Genomic DNA, 17,285 nt, shown 5'->3' on the forward strand with positions numbered 1-17,285 from the left:
AGCAAGCACCTGAGTTGTATGACGGCCGCGGATGTCCGATGGTATAATAGAGGCAAACCTAGCGGATGGGGGAATGGGCTTGAAACCGACCGAGCGGCAAAATGAACGGTATACGTATCAAGATTATGCCAAGTGGGACGGACGGTGGGAGCTGATCAACGGCGTGCCCTATAACATGGCACCGGCCTCTTCGTTAGTCCACCAGTCTATCGTCGGCGAATTGTATGTTGCTTTGCGATCATTTTTTCGCGAAAAAGGATGTGCGGTTGTCATGGCGCCGTTTGATGTACGCCTTGATGAGCAGGCGGACTATGAACAGGCGGAGCATGTGGTGCAGCCAGACATCTCCGTCATTTGCGATCAAAGCAAAATTGGCAGCCGAGGATGCGATGGTCCGCCGGATTTCGTCGTGGAAGTGCTTTCGCCGAGTACAGCGCTGAAAGACCGGAACGAAAAATATAAGCTGTACGAACAGTTCGGCGTCAAGGAATATTGGATCGTCGACCCGCTGCACCGGACAGTGGAAGTGTACGGCCGCGGCGAAAAAGGGTATGAAGCGGAGCGTGTTTGGCGAACGCGATACGCTCTCCTCATTTTTGTTTGCGGATTTGGCGATTCCGCTAGCCGCTATATTTCAAAATATAGAGAGTGAGGGATAAAGGTGCGATTAACGGAAACGGAAGTGCAAGCGCTGCTCGAAGAAGCGGACGGCTGGAAGCTGGCCGATGAGCGGTGGATTGTGAAAAAATACCGTTTTCAAGACTACTTGCAGGGAATCGAGTTCGTCCGGCGAATCGCCGCGATTTCAGAAAACGCCAACCACCATCCGTTCATTTCGATCGACTACAAGCTCATCACCGTAAAGTTGTCCTCATGGCGGGCGAAAGGGCTGACGAAGCTCGATTTTGAACTGGCGAAGCAGTATGATGATGTGTACAAACAGATGAAGCAGGGGGAAGGGGAATGATGGAAAAGCGAGTGGCACTCATCACCGGAGCGGCGCGGGGGATCGGCTATGAGGTGGCGAAAACGTTGGCGGCGTCGACCGAAGAAATCGCCCATTATGTTCTTTTTTTGGCAGGGGAACAGGCCAAAGGCGTCACTGGGCAGGCGGTCGTGATTGACGGCGGGTATACAGCGCATTGAACTACTCCACCTTAATTTCTAACGAAATTTGAAGGTGGAGATTCCTGCGAACACCAGTGTATTCACCAGTTTTTTAGCAGGCTCTGCCCGTCGTTCCAATGGTGAAAACGGTTCACATCTCATGCGTTGAACAAGCCACGCTCCCTGCTTTCGCTTGGTTTTCGCCCTTCGGTGAGCGTGGAGTGATCGAACGTTGAAGATTTTACGTGACAGACGAATTTCCTGTCACAGCCCCCTATCTTCCGTTTTCGCAGAACAACGTACAAGAACAGGATAGCACATTTGTTCGGATAATTCAACGATTTAGGCTAGACTTTTCGACATTCATCTCCCGCTTATTTTTGGGCTGCGCCCTGCACAAAATGGAAGTGGGAGTCTTCTGTCGGGAAATGATAAAGGTGTCCCATTGCTTTTTGGGACACCTTCGTTTCGCTTGATCATTCAGCTGAGGGCGAATTCAAAGCTTGCAAGGATTTTGACTTCTTTCCCGACGAGGAATCCGCCGGTTTCGAGCGCGACGTTCCATACCAACCCGTAGTCTTCACGGTTGATGGTTCCTTCGACGTCAAAACCGACCGAGATGCCGCCGGTGAGCGGGTTTTTCACTTGGCCGTTGTATTCGACTTTGAACGTTTCCGTTCTCGTCACGCCGCGGATCGTCAGTTTCCCGGTCACTTCATATTCCGTGTCGGAAAGTTTGCGCACCGATTCGCTGACAAAGGTGATCGTTGGATGGTTTTCGACGTCGAAAAAGTCAGCCGAGCGGAGATGGTTGTCGCGGTCGGCGTTTTTCGTATCGATCGAGGCGGCGTCGATCGTCGCTTTGACTTTCAGCGACTCGAGTTCGTTGATATCGCCTTGCACCTCGACGTCAAAGTTGGTGAATTCTCCTTTCGCTTTGGAAATCATCATATGTCTGACTTGGAAGGCGACAGAGCTGTGCGCTTTGTCGAGTTGAAATGTCGTCATGGTTCTCCCCCTCTTGTCATGCGATTAATATTCACATCATTATCATAGCAAATATATATCTCGAATTCAAACATTTTTTATTCGAGTTTTTTGATGAGGAGTTCGACAGGTGTTGACGGTTTTGTATGAAAGGAGCTTGAAGAATGAACAAGACGGGAGGGAAAAACAATGAACTGAGAACAATCAACTGACGGCAGCCGGTCGCTTTGCCTTTCACACTATTCACCGTGATGCTGGCGTCCCGGCGCCGTTGGTTGACGAGAGAGGCAGCTGAGTCGTTTCGGGGGAAGAAGAGTTGTTGCACGTTATGTCCGTTTCAGCTCGAGAAAAAAAGCTGTTAAAAACTTCCGCACATTCATGCGGCACTCCGTTTCGCTTTGACCTCGTTCGAGTTCCTTCATCCGACGGCGGATGTCAGCAAAATCAAACAGCCTTGGAGCGAAATGCTCAAACGTCGGGTTCGTGTAGTCGGTTAGGCCGAGGGAAGCGAGATGGGTGAACGCCTGCAAGACGAGGCGGCGGATGCGCTGTTCCATCGCCCGCGCTTCTTTGACGGTTTCAGCGGGCGGCAGGCCGTATTCCCGCCGGACGAGTTCCGCATAAAGTTCTTTGAGCGGCGGCAGTTCACGCACAGGGCGGCCTTTCGCTTCCTGTTCCGCCAACCAGTGCACCACAAGGAGCACGTCGGCGCTTCCCGCTTCGCCGGCGACGCCGAGAAGAAGGAGAAGCTGCTGCGCCTGCTGTTCGAGGGCGGACGATTTGGAAACGGCATCGGCATCGGCCGTTTGCGGCTCAAGCCCTCTGAGCACTTGGCGGATCGATTCCAGCGAGCGAACGGCGGACATATGGTTGGCGACGCGCTTGAGCACAGACAACACTTCATAGCGATTGATCGGTTTTTGAATGTAGGTGTCAATGCCATGCAAGTACGCTTGGCCGATCATTTCTTTGTTTTCCACTTGCGAGATCATGATAAATGTCCCCATAAATCCTTCCTGTCGCAGCGCTTTCATCGTTTGAATGCCATCACGCCCCGGCATTAATAGGTCGATGAGCACCACATCAACGTGAAGCAAGTCGGCAGCGCGAACATTCAAACCGTCTTCAGCGCAGCCGACCACTTCGCCGAGTCCTGATTCATGAATCAACTTTTCTAACATCTTCCTTACGACGGGATCGTCTTCGATGAGAAAAAAGCGAAGTCCCATGCCCTTTTTTCTCTCCTTTCTTTGGAAGCTCAAGAATGGGTGCCATTGCCTACATCACGGCATTTTCTTGCCGGTTGGCCTCGCGATCGGACATTTCGGCTGTGATCGGTGTGCTTTGCAGGAGGCGGGCTGTCGGAACGGCAAGGCGAAACACCGTCTGCCCTGGCTCGCTTTTGACGAGCTGAAGATGGCCGCCAAGCGTTTGGGCGATATCGCGGGCGTGGGTAAGCCCGATGCCTGTTGACGGGTTGCCTTGGCGGTCGTATTTCGTTGTAAATCCAGGCTGGAAAATCCAGGTGATGTCATCAGCGGCAATGCCGGGGCCGCTATCTTCCACTTCGATGATCAATTCGGTTCCTTCAAGGCGTGTGCGCAGACAGATGGACCCACTTTCGCCAATCGCCTCGACGGCGTTCGATACCAAGTTGTTAAGCACGGAAAGAAGAGGATACAGTTGATCGGTCATGAGATCGATATGGCCGTTGTACGAAAACGTGATCGCTTTTCCGGACAAGCTGGCGTATTTTTCATTGGCGCGAATGACCATGGCACACAGTTCGGCAATCGAAATGCGCCCGCGCACCGATTGGCGGCCGATGAGCTTGGAAAGGCCGGCGAAAATGCGTTGCATATCTTTTTTCGTTTCATGAATATGTTCGGCAAGCTCCAGGGCGACGCGCGGTTCAACGTGTTCTCTTTCCATCAGCCGCGAGTAAAGGTCATAGCTTTTGCGCGTCATGTCTTCCATGAGAGCCATTGATTTTTGCAAGTAAAACATTTCTTCGTATAATCCGCTGCTCACCATGATGAGGCGTTCGAGTTCTTGCTTTCTCGCTTCAGCGAGCGAGCGGACATGCTTCGTCACCCACATATTGTAAACGCCAATGACGCAAAAGCTGCGCAAAATGGCGAATAACCATAAGACGATGATCGTTTGGCCGCTGAAGGCAAACGGTTCGCCCATCCAATACCGGATCCCTAGTTCACAGGCGTTAGCCAAAAAATCAAGCGCCGCTCCAACCGCTCCAGCCCGAATCGGGGCTGTAATTTGACGGCGCAAGCGGAGGACAGAGGCCATTGCCGCAAAGCTGATATAATACCCCGCTGCCGGAAGATGGGTCAGCAGACTCTCAGAAGTCGACATTTCTCCTGTCAACGAGTCCAGAAAGATGCGAAAGCCGACGACCACCGCTCCGGTGCTTGCACCGATCACAAGCGGCGGAAGAGAAGCAAAGGCGACAAGCCCGAGAAAAAAGACGGCGCTGCCGAGTGAGACGCGAAACGGGCTGTCAAACGGGTTCATTTTCATTTCGCCAAGAAACGCAGTAGCGGAAAGCAAAAGCAAAAGAAGCCAAAGCGGTTCTTTTTTTGCTGGTGTCAGTGGACGTCACCGCCTTTGTGAAGGTCATGGGCTAATCTGTAATTCTATTATATAACAGGAAAGCGAAAACAACGGATCTTTTTAACAAAAGAGACGGCAAGAAAAAACCGTATGCCCCAGCCGAAGAAGGGGATACGGTTCCATCACCGCTGACGGTATTCCAACCGGCGCGATAATAATGACAGCGAATAGTTGACGATAAAATACATGAATGCCACGAGAATGAAAATCGGGATGACAAAATTGACGTTGCGCCCGTTAATGATTTGCGCATGGTTCATCAGCTCCGGCAAGGAAATGACAATGGCGAGCGAGGTATCTTTCAATAAGGAAATAAACTGGCTGACGATCGGCGGCACCATGCGCCGCAACGCTTGCGGCAAAATGATGTACCATAACGTCTGCACATACGTAAGCCCCGATGAGCGCGCCGCCTCGATTTGCCCTTTATCGATCGACTGCAGGCCGCTGCGGACAATTTCCGACAACATGGCCGATTCAAAAATGACCAAGGCCGCAATGGCGGCATATAGTTTATCCAGCTTGAGTCCGACTTCCGGAAGGGCGAAATACGTAAAGAAAATGATTAACAACAGCGGCAAATTCCGAATCGTTTCGACCATTACAGCCAGAAATTGGGAAAGCACCGGGATTTTCGTATAGCGAATGACCCCGATGATAATGCCGAACACAAAACTTAAGACAATCGAGATGAATGCCACTTCTAATGTCACGAGAAACCCTTGAAGCAAAAACTTCAAATGGGCGGGCGCGTAAGCACCGGCAAAATCCATCGTTTAGCCTCCTTTCCTACCGCGCCTTAAGCAAACGGCGCTCTAAGTAGCCGACGCCAAGGCTGAGCGGGATCGTTAAGACGAGGTAAAACAAAGCGACGAAAATATAAACGTCAAAGGTGACGAACGTTTTGGAAGAAATTAAGTCGCCGTAATACATTAAATCCAACCCGGCGATGACGCCAAGCACGGAAGAGTTTTTCACCAAGTTGATGAACTGGTTGCCAAGCGGCGGGATGACGATTTTCACCGCCTGCGGCAAGATGACGTAACGCATCGCTTGCAAGTACGTCAATCCAGACGAGCGCGCCGCTTCCATTTGTCCTTTCGGAACGGCTTGAATGCCCGAGCGGATCGCTTCAGCGATAAAAGCGGCGGTATACACCATCAGCCCGAGCGTTCCGGCGGTAAACGAGTCAAAGCGGATGCCGACGGCGGGCAAGCCCATAAAAAAAACAAAGACGATCAACACAAGCGGAATGTTGCGGATAAATTCTACATACGCTGTTCCGATCCAATTGAGCGGACGAATCGGAGCGATGCGGAAAATGGCCATGACGGTGCCGATGGCCAAGCTGCCGATCAGCGCCAACACGCTGGCCTTAATCGTATGGCCAAACCCTTGCATATACAGATCCCAATGTTCGAGTAAGATGGAAAAGCGCAGCATGGAAAAGCGCCTCCTTTCTTCGCTGAATCCTTGCCTGTCCTTTGGGCAAACAGATGGGCGGATGTGTTCCGCCCACCGTTTCTGTTACTGTTGCGGTTTTTTGCCGATCCATTTTTCGTAAATTTTATCGTATTCGCCGTTTTCTTTAATTTCTTTTAAGTATTCGTTAATGACTTGCAGCAATTCTTTATCCCCTTTGCGGACGGCGATGCCGTACGGCTCTTCAGTGAACGTTTCATCAAGCACGCGGTAGTTCGGATCTTGTTTCGCCATGCCCCAAAGCAGCGCGTTGTCGGTCGTGAGCGCATCGCCTTGGCCGGCTTTCAACGCGGTAAACGCTTCCGCGTAGTTTTCAAACTCCAGCACGTTGACCTGCGGCGCGACTTTGCGGATGTTTTCCGCCGATGTCGATCCTTTCGCCGTCAGAACGGTCATGCCTTTTTTCAAGTCTTTCACGCTGTTGATCGGGCTGTCTTTTTTGACGAGCAGCGATTGCCCGGCCATAAAGTAAACGTCCGAAAAGTCGACTTCTTTTTTCCGTTCCTCGGTGATCGTCATGGTGGCGATGATCGCATCAATCTCCCCGTTGTTCAGCATCGGGATGCGTGTTTTTGACGTCACTTCTTTCAATTCGATTTTGTTTTCATCCCCGAGAATTTTTTTCGCCAGCCCTTTGGCAATATCGATGTCAAATCCTTCGACTTTGCCGGTTTCCGGGTTTTTTAACCCGAATAAATTCAAATCGTATTTGACGCCGACGACAAGCTTGCCGCGCTGTTTAATCTTTTCAAGCGTATTGGTCGCTTTGGCGTTTTCTGACGATGTTCCGCCTTCCCCTTTGTCCGTCGTGCTGCAGCCCGTCAAAGCAACGGCGCTCAATAAGGCGGTCAAGGCAACCGCGATCCACCATTTCCATGCTTTCTTTCTCATGAGAAAAAACCCCCTTTGATTGACCGGAATTAATGGTTTAAAATGCGGCTTAAAAAGACGCGCGCCCGTTCCTCTTTCGGCGCCGCAAAAAACTCATCAGGCGGCGCTTCTTCTAAAATGCGGCCTTGGTCCATAAAGACGATGCGATCGGCCACCTCGCGGGCAAACCCCATTTCGTGGGTGACGACGACCATTGTCATTCCTTCTTTGGCCAGCTGTTTCATCACATCGAGCACCTCGCCGATCGTTTCTGGATCAAGGGCGGATGTCGGCTCGTCAAACAGCATGATTTTTGGCTTCATCGCCAATCCACGGGCGATGGCGACACGCTGCTGCTGGCCGCCGGACAGCGCGGACGGATAGGCGTTCGCTTTGTCAGGGATGCCGACTTTTTCCAAATAATACATAGCGATCTCGTTCGCTTCTTTTTCGGACATGCCGAGCACTTTGCGCGGCGCTAACGTGATATTTTGCAAGACGGTCATATGCGGGTATAAGTTGAAATGTTGGAACACCATCCCGATGTTGCGCCGCAGTTCGTTAATGTTGATGTTTTTGTCGTTCACTTTGACGCCGTCGACGATCAATTCGCCGCTTGAGATCGTCTCGAGCCGGTTGATGCAGCGCACGAGCGTGCTTTTGCCCGAGCCCGATGGTCCGATGATGACGACGACTTCCCCTTGGTTGATCGTCAAATTAATGTCTTTCAACACATGAAAATCGCCGTAATATTTGTTCACTTGGTGGAAATAAATCAATAGCCCCCCTCCTTTCCCGTCAACATCGTACGCCCACGCCGTGTTTACATGATCCGTAAAAGCGGCTCATGGACGATTTTTGACAAAATGGTGAACGTTTTACGAATTGATTGTAAAGAAACATCTACAGGAATCTACTGAAATCTACAGGAAGTTCAAAAATAAAAAATGTTTTGAGCGGATATGTTGCGGCTGTCGATGCAAATCGCTGCTATCGTCGATTTATTTAGAATAGTGAGGCAAATCTTTTCTCAAATGAATAGGGAACGACTATAATAATGATGTAGCGTTTGCCTATACTTGAAGGAGGCGAGGGGAGCGAAAGTGAAGTATCGAAAACTCGGCCGCACGGGGCTGAAAGTGAGCGAGATTAGTTTAGGCAGCTGGCTTACATACGGCAACTCGGTGGAAAAAGACACGGCGATCCGCGTCATTGACAAGGCGTACGAACTCGGCATCAACTCGTTTGACACGGCGAACGTCTACGCGCGCGGGGAAGCGGAAAAGATCGTTGGCGAGGCGCTGCGCAAATATCCGCGCGAATCGTATGTCATTGCGACGAAAGTGTTTTGGCCGATGGGCGATGGCCCGAACGACCGCGGCCTGTCGCGCAAACATGTGTTTGAGCAGCTCCATGCGAGCTTAAAGCGGTTGCAACTGGATTACGTGGACATCTATTATTGCCATCGGTACGACAAGGAGACGCCGGTTGACGAAACGTTGCGCACGATCGATGATCTCGTCCGCCAAGGAAAAGTGCTCTATGTCGGCGTCAGTGAATGGACGGCCCAGCAAATTCAAGAGGCGCTCGGCGTGGCCGATCGCTACTTGCTTGACCGGATCGTCGTCAACCAGCCGCAGTACAACATGTTCCATCGCTATATTGAAAACGAAGTCATCCCGGTGTGCGAACAAAACGGCATCAGCCAAATCGTCTTCTCGCCGCTCGCCCAAGGGGTGCTCACCGGCAAATACAAACGCGGCCAACAGCCGCCAGCGGACAGCCGCGCCGCCGACCCGAAAGCGAATGCGTTCATTCAACGGCTGCTGAATGATGACGTGTTGGCGAAAGTCGAACAGCTCGAAAAAGTCGCCGCTGAGCTTGGCATCACGCTATCCCAGCTCGCGCTCGCCTGGGTGCTGCGCCAGCCGAACGTCGCCAGCGCCTTAATCGGCGCCAGCCGTCCGGAACAAGTCGAAGAAAACGTCAAGGCGGTCGATGTTGTGCTTAGCGAAGAGGTGTTGGAGAAAATTGAGGGGATTTTGGGGTGAAAGAGACGGAGGCAGGCAAACGCTTGTCTCCGTTTTTTATCATCTCTAATAATCGAGAAGCCCCCCACTTTAACGTGACCAGCGTAAGTGAAAACAGCCAAACCGTGGGACGAACGGGGATGGCTTGGACAATAGCCTGCCGTGGGGAGGGTGTTCCCAAGACTCTCCCCCCTCTAAGAGTTTACGTAGGTGGGAGAGCGTTCAACAAATCGAGAAGCCACATAAATGCTGTATTTCTTTTCAACGAATAGCGATCGATTTCGCAGGAAAAGATCATTTTTTTCACCAGCCTTCTAGAAGGCTGGTGATTCAGTGGGAAATGTGGGAAACGATTAGGTTTTTTAATAGAGAAAGCTTAAAAGCCACCTTTTTCTTGGTTTGCGAGCGGGAAACGGTTGTTTTTCGACGGCCCCCGGGTTTCTAGCGGGCCTTGTCTTCGCCATGATTTTCAAACAAGTAAACAGAAGGAATTTTCCATGCCAACGGCGAACGGTACGGAAAGAGGGAACGACGAAAAGGGGGGATGGCGATGACGAGCGATTGCAGCGCTTCGCCGACGGTCAGCTGTCGCCAAACGTTGCAAGAGGTCATGCGGCTGATGGCGGCTCGTGGGCTTAAGGGGATGGACGTTGTCGATGAGCATGGTCGGGTGTTGGGGCGGTGCACGTGGCGGCTGATGCTGTGGGCGGCAGCGGATGGGCTCGATCGTTCTATGACGATCGGCGAGGCATTGACGGTGCTTTCTGACGAGGGGGAAACGAAACAGGAAGGCGTCTGTGCTGAAACGCCCGATGTGGAAAGCGGTTTGAAACCAACGGACGAGCTCGAACGGCTGCGGCTTGAGTTGGAGGAAACGCACCGTCTGGCCGAGACGATGAAAACGGTGTTGGATGCGGCGTATGAAGGAGTGGTCGTCGTCGATGAAGATGGCGTCATCCGCGAGATCAACCGGGCGTATTGCCAGTTTCTTGGCATCCGCCGGGAAGAGGCAATCGGCAAACATGTGACGGAAGTGATCGAAAACACCCGTCTGCACATTTGCGTTCAATCGGGCATTCCCGAGCGGGGATATATTCAAAAAATTTACGGCCAGCCGATGGTCGTGCACCGCATTCCGATTTGGCGTGATGGTAAAGTGATCGGGGCGGTCGGGATGCTTATTTTCCAAGGAGTATCGGAAGTGTATGAAATTTTTCGGCGCCTGCAGGAGCTGTCGCGCGAGGCGAGCCGGAAGGAGAAGCAAGAGACGGGAGCGAAAAAGCAGGAGGAGATCGCCTCCGCCCCGAAAGGAATCGAGCGCATCATCGGCCGCCACCCGGCGATCGCCGCTGTGAAGCAGATGATCCGTCGGGCGGCGCGCGTGCCATCGACGGTCTTGATTACCGGTGAAAGCGGGACAGGAAAAGAAGTGGTGGCGCGGGCGATCCACGAAGCAGGACCTCATGCGGATGGACCGTTCGTCAGCGTGAACTGCGCCGCCATTCCTGAGTCGCTTTTGGAAGCGGAGCTGTTCGGCTATGAAGACGGGGCGTTCACCGGAGCGAAAAAGGGAGGCAAGCCTGGCAAGTTTCAGCTCGCCGACGGAGGGACGCTGTTTTTGGATGAAATCGGCGACATGCCGCTTGCCATGCAGGCGAAAATTTTGCGCGTCTTAGAAGAAAAGAAAGTAGAGAAAGTCGGCGGGTTGTCAGGGGCTGAGGTGGACGTGCGCATTATTGCCGCCACGAACAAGCCGCTCGAGGAGATGGTGCAAAACGGGACGTTTCGCGAGGATTTGTTTTATCGGTTGAATATCATCCGCATCCACCTCCCGCCGCTGCGCGAGCGAAAAACCGATATTCCGGCTCTCTTGGCTTACCATATGGAGCGGATGTGCCGGCAGTTTGGCGTGGCGGCGAAAACGTTCGCAAAAGAGGCCATGGAGGTGCTTGTCAACTATTCATGGCCGGGAAACATCCGCGAGCTTGTCAACGTCGTCGAGTGGCTGATCGGCATGGTCGAAGGGGAGAAAGTGGAACGCGACCACTTGCCGCCTTACTTGTCGACCATTCGGACGGCAACTGCTTCTCTGCCGGACGGCGGCGTGAACATCGCTGATCAATGGAAGGAAATGGTCTATCAATCCGAGCGGGAACGAATCGCTGCGGCGCTTGTCGCCGCGGGCGGCAATAAGGCGGAAGCGGCGAGAAGGCTCGGCATTCACCGCTCGACGTTATACGAGAAGCTGAAAAAATACGGACTATAAGCAACGGCAGACAGGCCGTTCTTTTTTGCTTCTCATAATGTCGGGGAATTGTCTGGTTATGTAGGATAAGTGTCGTGTTTTTGTTGGCGAGTACGTTTTTTGTTTCGAAGCTGTTCCTTGTCATTGCGCCTTTTGATGTTGGCACAGAATTTGCCTTAAAGAGAGTGAAACCGTTATCAAAAAAAGGTGGGGGGGAGAAACGGTGTACGAATTGTTGATGCCCAGCCGAGTAGTATACGGGCGCGAGACGTTTGCGGAAGTTGGCCCGCAGGCGAAGGCGCTCGGAACGAAAGCGCTTATCGTCAGCGATCCGGTGATGGAGAAAATCGGTCTTGTCGCCCGTTGCGAGCAATATTTGCGACAGGTGGGGATGACGTTTGCCAAGTACACAGGTGTCGATACGGAGCCGACGGATGTCCATGTGAAGGAAGCGCTTGACGTCTGCCGAAGCGAGCAATGCGATGTCATTATTGCCCTTGGCGGCGGCAGCAGCATCGACGCCGCCAAGGCGGTGGCCGTGATGATGACGAATGAAGGAACGATCAGCGACTATGTCGGCAATCAGAAACGGTTCATCGAAAAACCGCTGCCGCTCATCGCCATTCCGACGACAGCCGGAACGGGTTCGGAAGTGACGAAAGTAACGGTCATTATCAATACAAAGACGGACGTCAAAATGATGATCTCCCAGCCCGCGTTGCTTCCAACCGTGGCGATCGTCGATCCGTTGCTCACGGTTTCATGCCCGCCATCCGTCACAGCGGCAACCGGGGTCGACGCGCTCTGCCACGCGATCGAGGCGTACATTTCCCGACGCGCCCACTCGGTGACCGATGTGCTGGCGCTCTCTGCCATTGAAGCGATTGTCGGCCATTTGCGCCGGGCGTATGAAAACGGGGAAGACGTTGAAGCGCGGGAAAAAATGGCGATCGCCGCCATGAAAGCCGGCATGGCGTTCTCGAACGCCTCGGTGACGCTCGTGCACGGCATGTCGCGGCCGATCGGCGCGCTGTTCCACGTGCCGCACGGTGTATCGAATGCGATGTTGTTGCCTGGGGTGCTTGAGTTTACAAAAGACAGCGCCATCGAGCGATTGGCGGTCATCGCCCGCATCATCAAGCCACCGCTCCAAGACGTTTCCGACACGGAAGCGGCTGATGCACTCGTTGAGGAAGTGAAGCAGCTTTGCCGCGATTTGCACATCCCGAATATGAAAACGTGGGGCATTGACAAAACGGCGTTTGACAAGGCGGTTGACAAAATGGCGGCTGACGCGCTTGCAAGCGGCAGCCCCTTCAACAATCCGAAAGTGCCGACCCATGAGGAAATTGTGGCATTGTACCATTATTGTTACGACTATCAGTACGACACAAATCCCATTAGCCACGGATAAGGCAATGCCCAAGCCGCCGGCGCGATCGATTCGCTGCGTAGGGAAGTACGCATCGTGCACGGTCGGCGATAAGGCATGCGGCGGGCGTTTGCATCGATTCGCCCGCCGGCGTGCCCTTGGCACTCTCTTATACTCGATTTTCTAGAAAGGTGGTTTCGTTCATGAGTTCTGTCACGGAAACAAAAACGTTGAAAAACTTTATTGGCGGCCAATGGGTCGCTTCGACATCTGGAAAAGAAGAAATCGTGCCGAATCCGGCAACGGGGGAAGTGCTGGCGAAAGTGCCGCTTTCCTCGCGCGAGGAGCTTGATGCGGCGGTGGCGGCCGCGAAAGAAGCGTTCCGCGAATGGCGCAAAGTGCCGGTTCCGCGCCGCGCCCGCATTTTGTTTCGCTGCCAGCAGCTGTTGGTCGAACATTGGGACGAACTCGCTAGACTTGTGACGCTCGAAAACGGCAAAGTGTATGAGGACGCACACGGCGAAGTGCAGCGCGGCATTGAATGCGTTGAGTTTGCCGCTGGCATCCCGACGCTCATGATGGGCCAGCAGCTGCCGGATATCGCGACCGGCATTGAATCGGGCATGTACCGCTACCCGCTCGGCGTCGTCGCGGGCATTACGCCGTTCAACTTCCCGATGATGGTGCCGTGCTGGATGTTCCCGCTTGCCATCGCCTGCGGCAACACGTTTGTGTTGAAACCGTCCGAGCGGACGCCTATGCTCGCCAACCGCTTAGCGGAACTGTTCACGGAAGCCGGCCTGCCGCCGGGAGTGCTCAATATCGTGCACGGAGCGCACGAGGTGGTCAACGGCATCCTGGAGCATAAAGACATTAAAGCCGTCTCGTTCGTCGGCTCGCAGCCGGTTGCCGAGTATGTGTACAAAACGGCCGCCGCCCACGGCAAGCGGGTGCAGGCGCTTGCCGGCGCGAAAAACCATTCGATTGTTATGCCGGACGCCGACCTCGATATGGCGGTGACGAACATCATCAACGCCGCCTTTGGCTCGGCGGGCGAGAGGTGCATGGCGTGTTCGGTTGTCGTCGCCGTCGGTGATATCGCCGATGAGTTGGTCGAACGGCTCAAAGAAGCTGCCGACCGCATTCAAATCGGGAACGGACTTGACCAAGGCGTCTTTTTAGGCCCGGTCATCCGCGAGGCGCATAAAGAACGGACGATCAAATATATTGAAATCGGCGAAAAAGAAGGGGCGCTCCTTGTCCGCGACGGCCGCCGCGACTCGGCGACAAGCGGAAAAGGCTATTTTATCGGCCCGACGATTTTCGACCATGTCAAGCCGGGCATGACGATCTGGACGGATGAAATTTTCGCTCCGGTCTTGTCCGTCGTCCGCGCCCGCGACTTGGACGAAGCGATTGAGATCGCCAACCGGTCGGAATTCGCCAACGGCGCTTGCATCTACACGGACAGCGCCAAAGCGATCCGCCAGTTCCGTGAAGAAATCGATGCCGGCATGCTTGGTGTCAACGTCGCTGTCCCGGCGCCCATGGCGTTCTTCCCGTTCTCGGGCTACAAAAACTCGTTTTACGGTGACCTTCACGCCAACGGCCGCGACGGCGTCGAGTTTTACACGAGAAAGAAAATGGTGACGGCGAGATATTAGTAAAATAGGCTGTAAGAGGGTGTCCCAAAAGGATCGGGACACCCTTTCTTATTACCGTATATAGACAATATGTTGTGTTTTGTTAAGGAAAATTACCCTTTTGGGTCAGTCCCCTTTTTATCACCTCGAACCGAGAAGGCCTCAACTTCCAAGCATGAGCGTAAGTGGGGGATGAACCGGCGTCTTCCACCAACGATCTTCCCCTTGCACCAAAAGAACAAAGGAAGGGCTTCGATTGCGATCTTTTTGAGGAAGCTCAACGGTGGGATGCACAGGGATGGCTTAGCTGACAGCTTACCGTATGTTAGGGTGTTCCCGAGAATCCCCTACTTCTCTACGTGAGCGCGGGTGGGGAGTGTTCAATTGAGTCGGTTTCATTTCTATCGTGTTGAGCGTGTAGTAAAAAATTTGGAAATGCTATTCGTTCCGTGACAGCATCCAAAAGGCGCGAAGTGTGATAGAATAAAATAAAAAAGGGTGTGAGTTCAATGGCCATGGACTACTTTCAGGTGAACTTGCCGAAAGAGTTTTTGCCCGCCATTAATGAATTGGAAGGCAACACAGTTGAGGCAAAAATAAAGCTTTCATTGGCGATTGGTTTGTTTGTTGGAAAACAGGTGACGCTGGCGAAAGCGGCTGAATTGGCAGGAAAATCCTTAGGGGAATTTATCGATGTATTGCGTTCGAAGGCGATTCCTTGGATGGAATATACGGAGGAACACATCAAAGATGATTGGGACACGGTGCAAAAATTGAGCAAAGAAAATAGGGATCACAATGAGTAGGGTTACGGTTAATTCTACACCGATTATAGGTCTGTCGATCGTTGGTCAATTGACTCTTTTGTCTGAACTATTTGATGAAGTATATGTTCCGGAAGCTGTCTATCAAGAAATTGTTCATAACCATGCCCCACGCCATTATGGAAAAGAGGAGCTCAAACGATTGGTCAGCGAGGGGGTGTTTAGGCTATACCATGTAAAAAATCGCAGCCTTGTTGAAAGTTTATATGGAAAATTCCATGCCGGGGAGTTAGAAGTTATTATTGGAGCGAAAGAACTTGGTGCTCAAGTCGTTGTGATTGATGAGCATGCTGCCAGACCATTGTCGAAACAATTCCTTTTACGGCCTATCGGTACAATCGGAGTTTTGATTCTGGGAAAGAAAAACAGGAAAATAGCGGAAGTCAAGCCGCTGTTAGACACTTTGCTTGAAAATGGATTTTATCTCTCCCAACGTCTCTATCGAGAGGCGTTGTCGTTGGCAGAAGAAACGCCGTAACCCCGCCCGCCGCGCTCGGCTTTTCCTTTTTAAAACCTGTCAACAACCCCCTTGACAAAATCGCGTTTACTTATCATTGAAGGGCCGGTTGTAAGCGTTTTAAGATAAAGGTACAGTCAAGCCAAAAAGGAGGAACAGCTTTATGACGCATACAACCGGAAACGAAACAGGCTTCCGTGTGAAGATTCAGCGGTTTGGCGGTTATTTGAGCGGCATGATTATGCCGAATATCGGGGCGTTTATCGCCTGGGGGCTGATTACCGCCCTGTTTATCCCGACCGGCTGGCTGCCGAACGAGACGTTTGCGAAGCTCGTCGGTCCGATGATTACGTATTTGCTGCCGCTGTTGATTGGCTATACGGGCGGCAAAATGGTGTACGACGTCCGCGGCGGTGTCGTCGGGGCGACGGCGACGATGGGCGTGGTCGTCGGTTCGGAAATCCCGATGTTTTTAGGCGCGATGATCATGGGGCCGCTTGGCGGTTATGTGATCAAAAAGGTAGACGGGCTCTTCCAAGGAAAAGTGAAACAAGGGTTTGAGATGCTCGTCAACAACTTTTCGGCCGGGATCGTCGGCGGCGTGTTGACGCTGCTCGCCTTTAAAGGAGTCGGCCCGGTCATTTCTGTGATCAGTAAAACGTTAGCGGCAGGAGTGGAAAAAATCATTGATTGGCACTTGTTGCCGCTGGCGAACTTGTTCATCGAGCCGGGGAAAGTGCTGTTCTTGAACAATGCGATCAACCATGGAATTTTAAGCCCGCTTGGCGTCGAACAAGCGGCGAAAACCGGGAAATCGATTTTGTTCTTGCTGGAAACGAACCCTGGTCCAGGGTTGGGGATTTTGCTGGCGTATTGGCTGTTTGGCAAGGGGATGGCGAAACAATCGGCGCCGGGGGCAGTCATTATCCACTTCCTTGGCGGGATTCATGAAATTTACTTCCCGTACATTCTCATGCGACCGATTTTGATTTTGGCAGCCATGGCGGGCGGCGTGAGCGGCGTGTTCACGTTTACGGTGCTCCATGCCGGGCTGGTGGCGGTGCCGTCGCCGGGAAGCATTTTCGCCTTGCTGGCGATGACGCCGAAAGGGAATTATTTCGGCGTGCTAGCCGGCGTGTTCGTCGCTGCAGCGGTGTCGTTCCTCGTCGCTTCGATTTTCTTAAAAGCGGCGAAACAATCCGAAGAGGAAGAAGAGTTGACGAAAGCAACGGAAAAAATGGAACAGCTGAAAGGAAAAAAGAGCCAAGTGGCTGCCGCATTGCAACAGAAAGAAGCCGCTTCGGCAACTGTGGCCCAAGCGGTTCCTGGCCGCGTGAAGAAAATTGTGTTCGCGTGTGATGCGGGAATGGGCTCGAGCGCGATGGGAGCATCGATTTTGCGCAACAAAGTACAAAAGGCCGGGCTCGATATCGAAGTGACGAATACAGCGATCAACCAGCTTCCGGCCGACGCCGACATCGTCGTCACCCATCAAAACTTGACCGACCGGGCGAAGGCGAAGTTGCCCAATGCGTACCATGTATCGGTCGAAAACTTCTTAAACAGCCCGAAATACGATGAATTGATCGAGCAATTGAAAAAGAACGCGTAAATCGGCATGAGACGCAGGGGAAATG

Annotated in this window: 15 protein-coding genes and 2 pseudogenes; 10 read left to right on the plus strand and 7 right to left on the minus strand. The window is 52.7% G+C overall.

Features of this window, described 5'->3' with window-relative positions; genetic code table 11:
• Positions 1 to 73 precede the first annotated feature (73 nt).
• The 3 genes and pseudogenes from CWI35_RS00475 to CWI35_RS00485 form a co-directional block, all read left to right on the plus strand.
• Positions 74 to 659, plus strand: a pseudogene (locus tag CWI35_RS00475) (Uma2 family endonuclease).
• Positions 660 to 661: 2 nt separating this feature from the next.
• The gene (locus tag CWI35_RS00480; protein WP_119877362.1) at positions 662 to 967 is read left to right on the plus strand and encodes a 4a-hydroxytetrahydrobiopterin dehydratase; all 306 of its coding nucleotides are present in this window, start codon (positions 662 to 664) and stop codon (positions 965 to 967) included.
• Positions 968 to 1,041: 74 nt separating this feature from the next.
• A pseudogene (locus tag CWI35_RS00485) lies at positions 1,042 to 1,146 on the plus strand (SDR family oxidoreductase); the annotation flags it as partial.
• 441 nt (positions 1,147 to 1,587) lie between these two features.
• Here the strand turns inward: CWI35_RS00485 and CWI35_RS00490 are convergent.
• The 7 genes from CWI35_RS00490 to CWI35_RS00520 all read right to left on the minus strand — a co-directional run bounded on the left by CWI35_RS00490 (position 1,588) and on the right by CWI35_RS00520 (position 7,856).
• Positions 1,588 to 2,115: a YceI family protein gene (locus tag CWI35_RS00490; RefSeq protein WP_119877363.1), complete on the minus strand. Its 528-nt coding sequence runs from the start codon at positions 2,113 to 2,115 to the stop codon at positions 1,588 to 1,590.
• 305 nt (positions 2,116 to 2,420) lie between these two features.
• Positions 2,421 to 3,323, minus strand: a complete 903-nt coding sequence (locus tag CWI35_RS00495; protein WP_119877364.1) for a response regulator — start codon at positions 3,321 to 3,323, stop codon at positions 2,421 to 2,423.
• Positions 3,324 to 3,372: 49 nt separating this feature from the next.
• Positions 3,373 to 4,626 carry a sensor histidine kinase gene (locus tag CWI35_RS00500; RefSeq protein WP_240432127.1) on the minus strand — a complete coding sequence of 418 codons (1,254 nt, stop codon included), beginning with the start codon at positions 4,624 to 4,626 and terminating at the stop codon, positions 3,373 to 3,375.
• Between the two features lie 221 nt (positions 4,627 to 4,847).
• A complete protein-coding gene (locus CWI35_RS00505) occupies positions 4,848 to 5,498 on the minus strand; it encodes an amino acid ABC transporter permease (RefSeq protein ID WP_119877365.1) in 651 nt (216 codons plus the stop codon).
• A 16-nt stretch (positions 5,499 to 5,514) separates the two neighbouring features.
• The gene (locus CWI35_RS00510; protein WP_119877366.1) at positions 5,515 to 6,168 is read right to left on the minus strand and encodes an amino acid ABC transporter permease; all 654 of its coding nucleotides are present in this window, start codon (positions 6,166 to 6,168) and stop codon (positions 5,515 to 5,517) included.
• A gap of 84 nt (positions 6,169 to 6,252) precedes the next feature.
• Complete coding sequence (locus CWI35_RS00515) at positions 6,253 to 7,098, minus strand: glutamate ABC transporter substrate-binding protein (RefSeq protein WP_119877367.1); 846 nt, start codon at positions 7,096 to 7,098, stop codon at positions 6,253 to 6,255.
• A gap of 29 nt (positions 7,099 to 7,127) precedes the next feature.
• Positions 7,128 to 7,856 (minus strand): amino acid ABC transporter ATP-binding protein, encoded by a 729-nt coding sequence (locus CWI35_RS00520; protein WP_044731526.1) that lies wholly within the window; start codon positions 7,854 to 7,856, stop codon positions 7,128 to 7,130.
• Between the two features lie 324 nt (positions 7,857 to 8,180).
• On the opposite strand from CWI35_RS00520, the gene CWI35_RS00525 reads away from it, so the two are divergent.
• The 7 genes from CWI35_RS00525 (at position 8,181) to CWI35_RS00560 (ending at position 17,260) form a co-directional block, all read left to right on the plus strand.
• Complete coding sequence (locus CWI35_RS00525; RefSeq protein WP_119877368.1) at positions 8,181 to 9,128, plus strand: aldo/keto reductase family protein; 948 nt, start codon at positions 8,181 to 8,183, stop codon at positions 9,126 to 9,128.
• Positions 9,129 to 9,657: 529 nt separating this feature from the next.
• Positions 9,658 to 11,373, plus strand: coding sequence for a sigma 54-interacting transcriptional regulator (locus CWI35_RS00535; protein ID WP_119877370.1), 1,716 nt, complete (start codon positions 9,658 to 9,660; stop codon positions 11,371 to 11,373).
• A gap of 202 nt (positions 11,374 to 11,575) precedes the next feature.
• Positions 11,576 to 12,766, plus strand: a complete 1,191-nt coding sequence (locus CWI35_RS00540; protein WP_119877371.1) for an iron-containing alcohol dehydrogenase — start codon at positions 11,576 to 11,578, stop codon at positions 12,764 to 12,766.
• A 161-nt stretch (positions 12,767 to 12,927) separates the two neighbouring features.
• A complete protein-coding gene (locus CWI35_RS00545; protein WP_119877372.1) occupies positions 12,928 to 14,388 on the plus strand; it encodes a CoA-acylating methylmalonate-semialdehyde dehydrogenase in 1,461 nt (486 codons plus the stop codon).
• Between the two features lie 488 nt (positions 14,389 to 14,876).
• Entirely contained in the window at positions 14,877 to 15,173 is a 297-nt protein-coding gene (locus CWI35_RS00550; protein ID WP_011231436.1) for a UPF0175 family protein, read from the plus strand.
• On the plus strand, positions 15,166 to 15,669 hold the full coding sequence (locus CWI35_RS00555; protein ID WP_119877373.1) for a PIN domain-containing protein: 504 nt from the start codon (positions 15,166 to 15,168) through the stop codon (positions 15,667 to 15,669). The genes CWI35_RS00550 and CWI35_RS00555 overlap by 8 nt, the downstream gene beginning before the upstream one ends.
• A 142-nt stretch (positions 15,670 to 15,811) precedes the next feature.
• Positions 15,812 to 17,260 carry a PTS mannitol transporter subunit IIBC gene (locus CWI35_RS00560; RefSeq protein WP_014196028.1) on the plus strand — a complete coding sequence of 483 codons (1,449 nt, stop codon included), beginning with the start codon at positions 15,812 to 15,814 and terminating at the stop codon, positions 17,258 to 17,260.
• The last annotated feature ends 25 nt before the right edge of the window (positions 17,261 to 17,285 follow it).

The sequence above is a fragment of the [Bacillus] caldolyticus genome (assembly GCF_003595605.1).
Lineage (GTDB): Bacteria > Bacillota > Bacilli > Bacillales > Anoxybacillaceae > Geobacillus > Geobacillus thermoleovorans.

Bases quoted from the DNA above. Each gene is read 5' to 3' on its own strand.
- CWI35_RS00535 (WP_119877370.1), top strand. From the start codon at position 9,658: ATGACGAGCGATTGCAGCGCTTCGCCGACGGTCAGCTGTCGCCAAACG.
- CWI35_RS00510 (WP_119877366.1), bottom strand. From the start codon at position 6,168: ATGCTGCGCTTTTCCATCTTACTCGAACATTGGGATCTGTATATGCAA.
- CWI35_RS00555 (WP_119877373.1), top strand. From the start codon at position 15,166: ATGAGTAGGGTTACGGTTAATTCTACACCGATTATAGGTCTGTCGATC.
- CWI35_RS00550 (WP_011231436.1), top strand. From the start codon at position 14,877: ATGGCCATGGACTACTTTCAGGTGAACTTGCCGAAAGAGTTTTTGCCC.
- CWI35_RS00505 (WP_119877365.1), bottom strand. From the start codon at position 5,498: ATGGATTTTGCCGGTGCTTACGCGCCCGCCCATTTGAAGTTTTTGCTT.
- CWI35_RS00490 (WP_119877363.1), bottom strand. From the start codon at position 2,115: ATGACGACATTTCAACTCGACAAAGCGCACAGCTCTGTCGCCTTCCAA.
- CWI35_RS00545 (WP_119877372.1), top strand. From the start codon at position 12,928: ATGAGTTCTGTCACGGAAACAAAAACGTTGAAAAACTTTATTGGCGGC.
- CWI35_RS00515 (WP_119877367.1), bottom strand. From the start codon at position 7,098: ATGAGAAAGAAAGCATGGAAATGGTGGATCGCGGTTGCCTTGACCGCC.
- CWI35_RS00560 (WP_014196028.1), top strand. From the start codon at position 15,812: ATGACGCATACAACCGGAAACGAAACAGGCTTCCGTGTGAAGATTCAG.
- CWI35_RS00495 (WP_119877364.1), bottom strand. From the start codon at position 3,323: ATGGGACTTCGCTTTTTTCTCATCGAAGACGATCCCGTCGTAAGGAAG.
- CWI35_RS00500 (WP_240432127.1), bottom strand. From the start codon at position 4,626: ATGAACCCGTTTGACAGCCCGTTTCGCGTCTCACTCGGCAGCGCCGTC.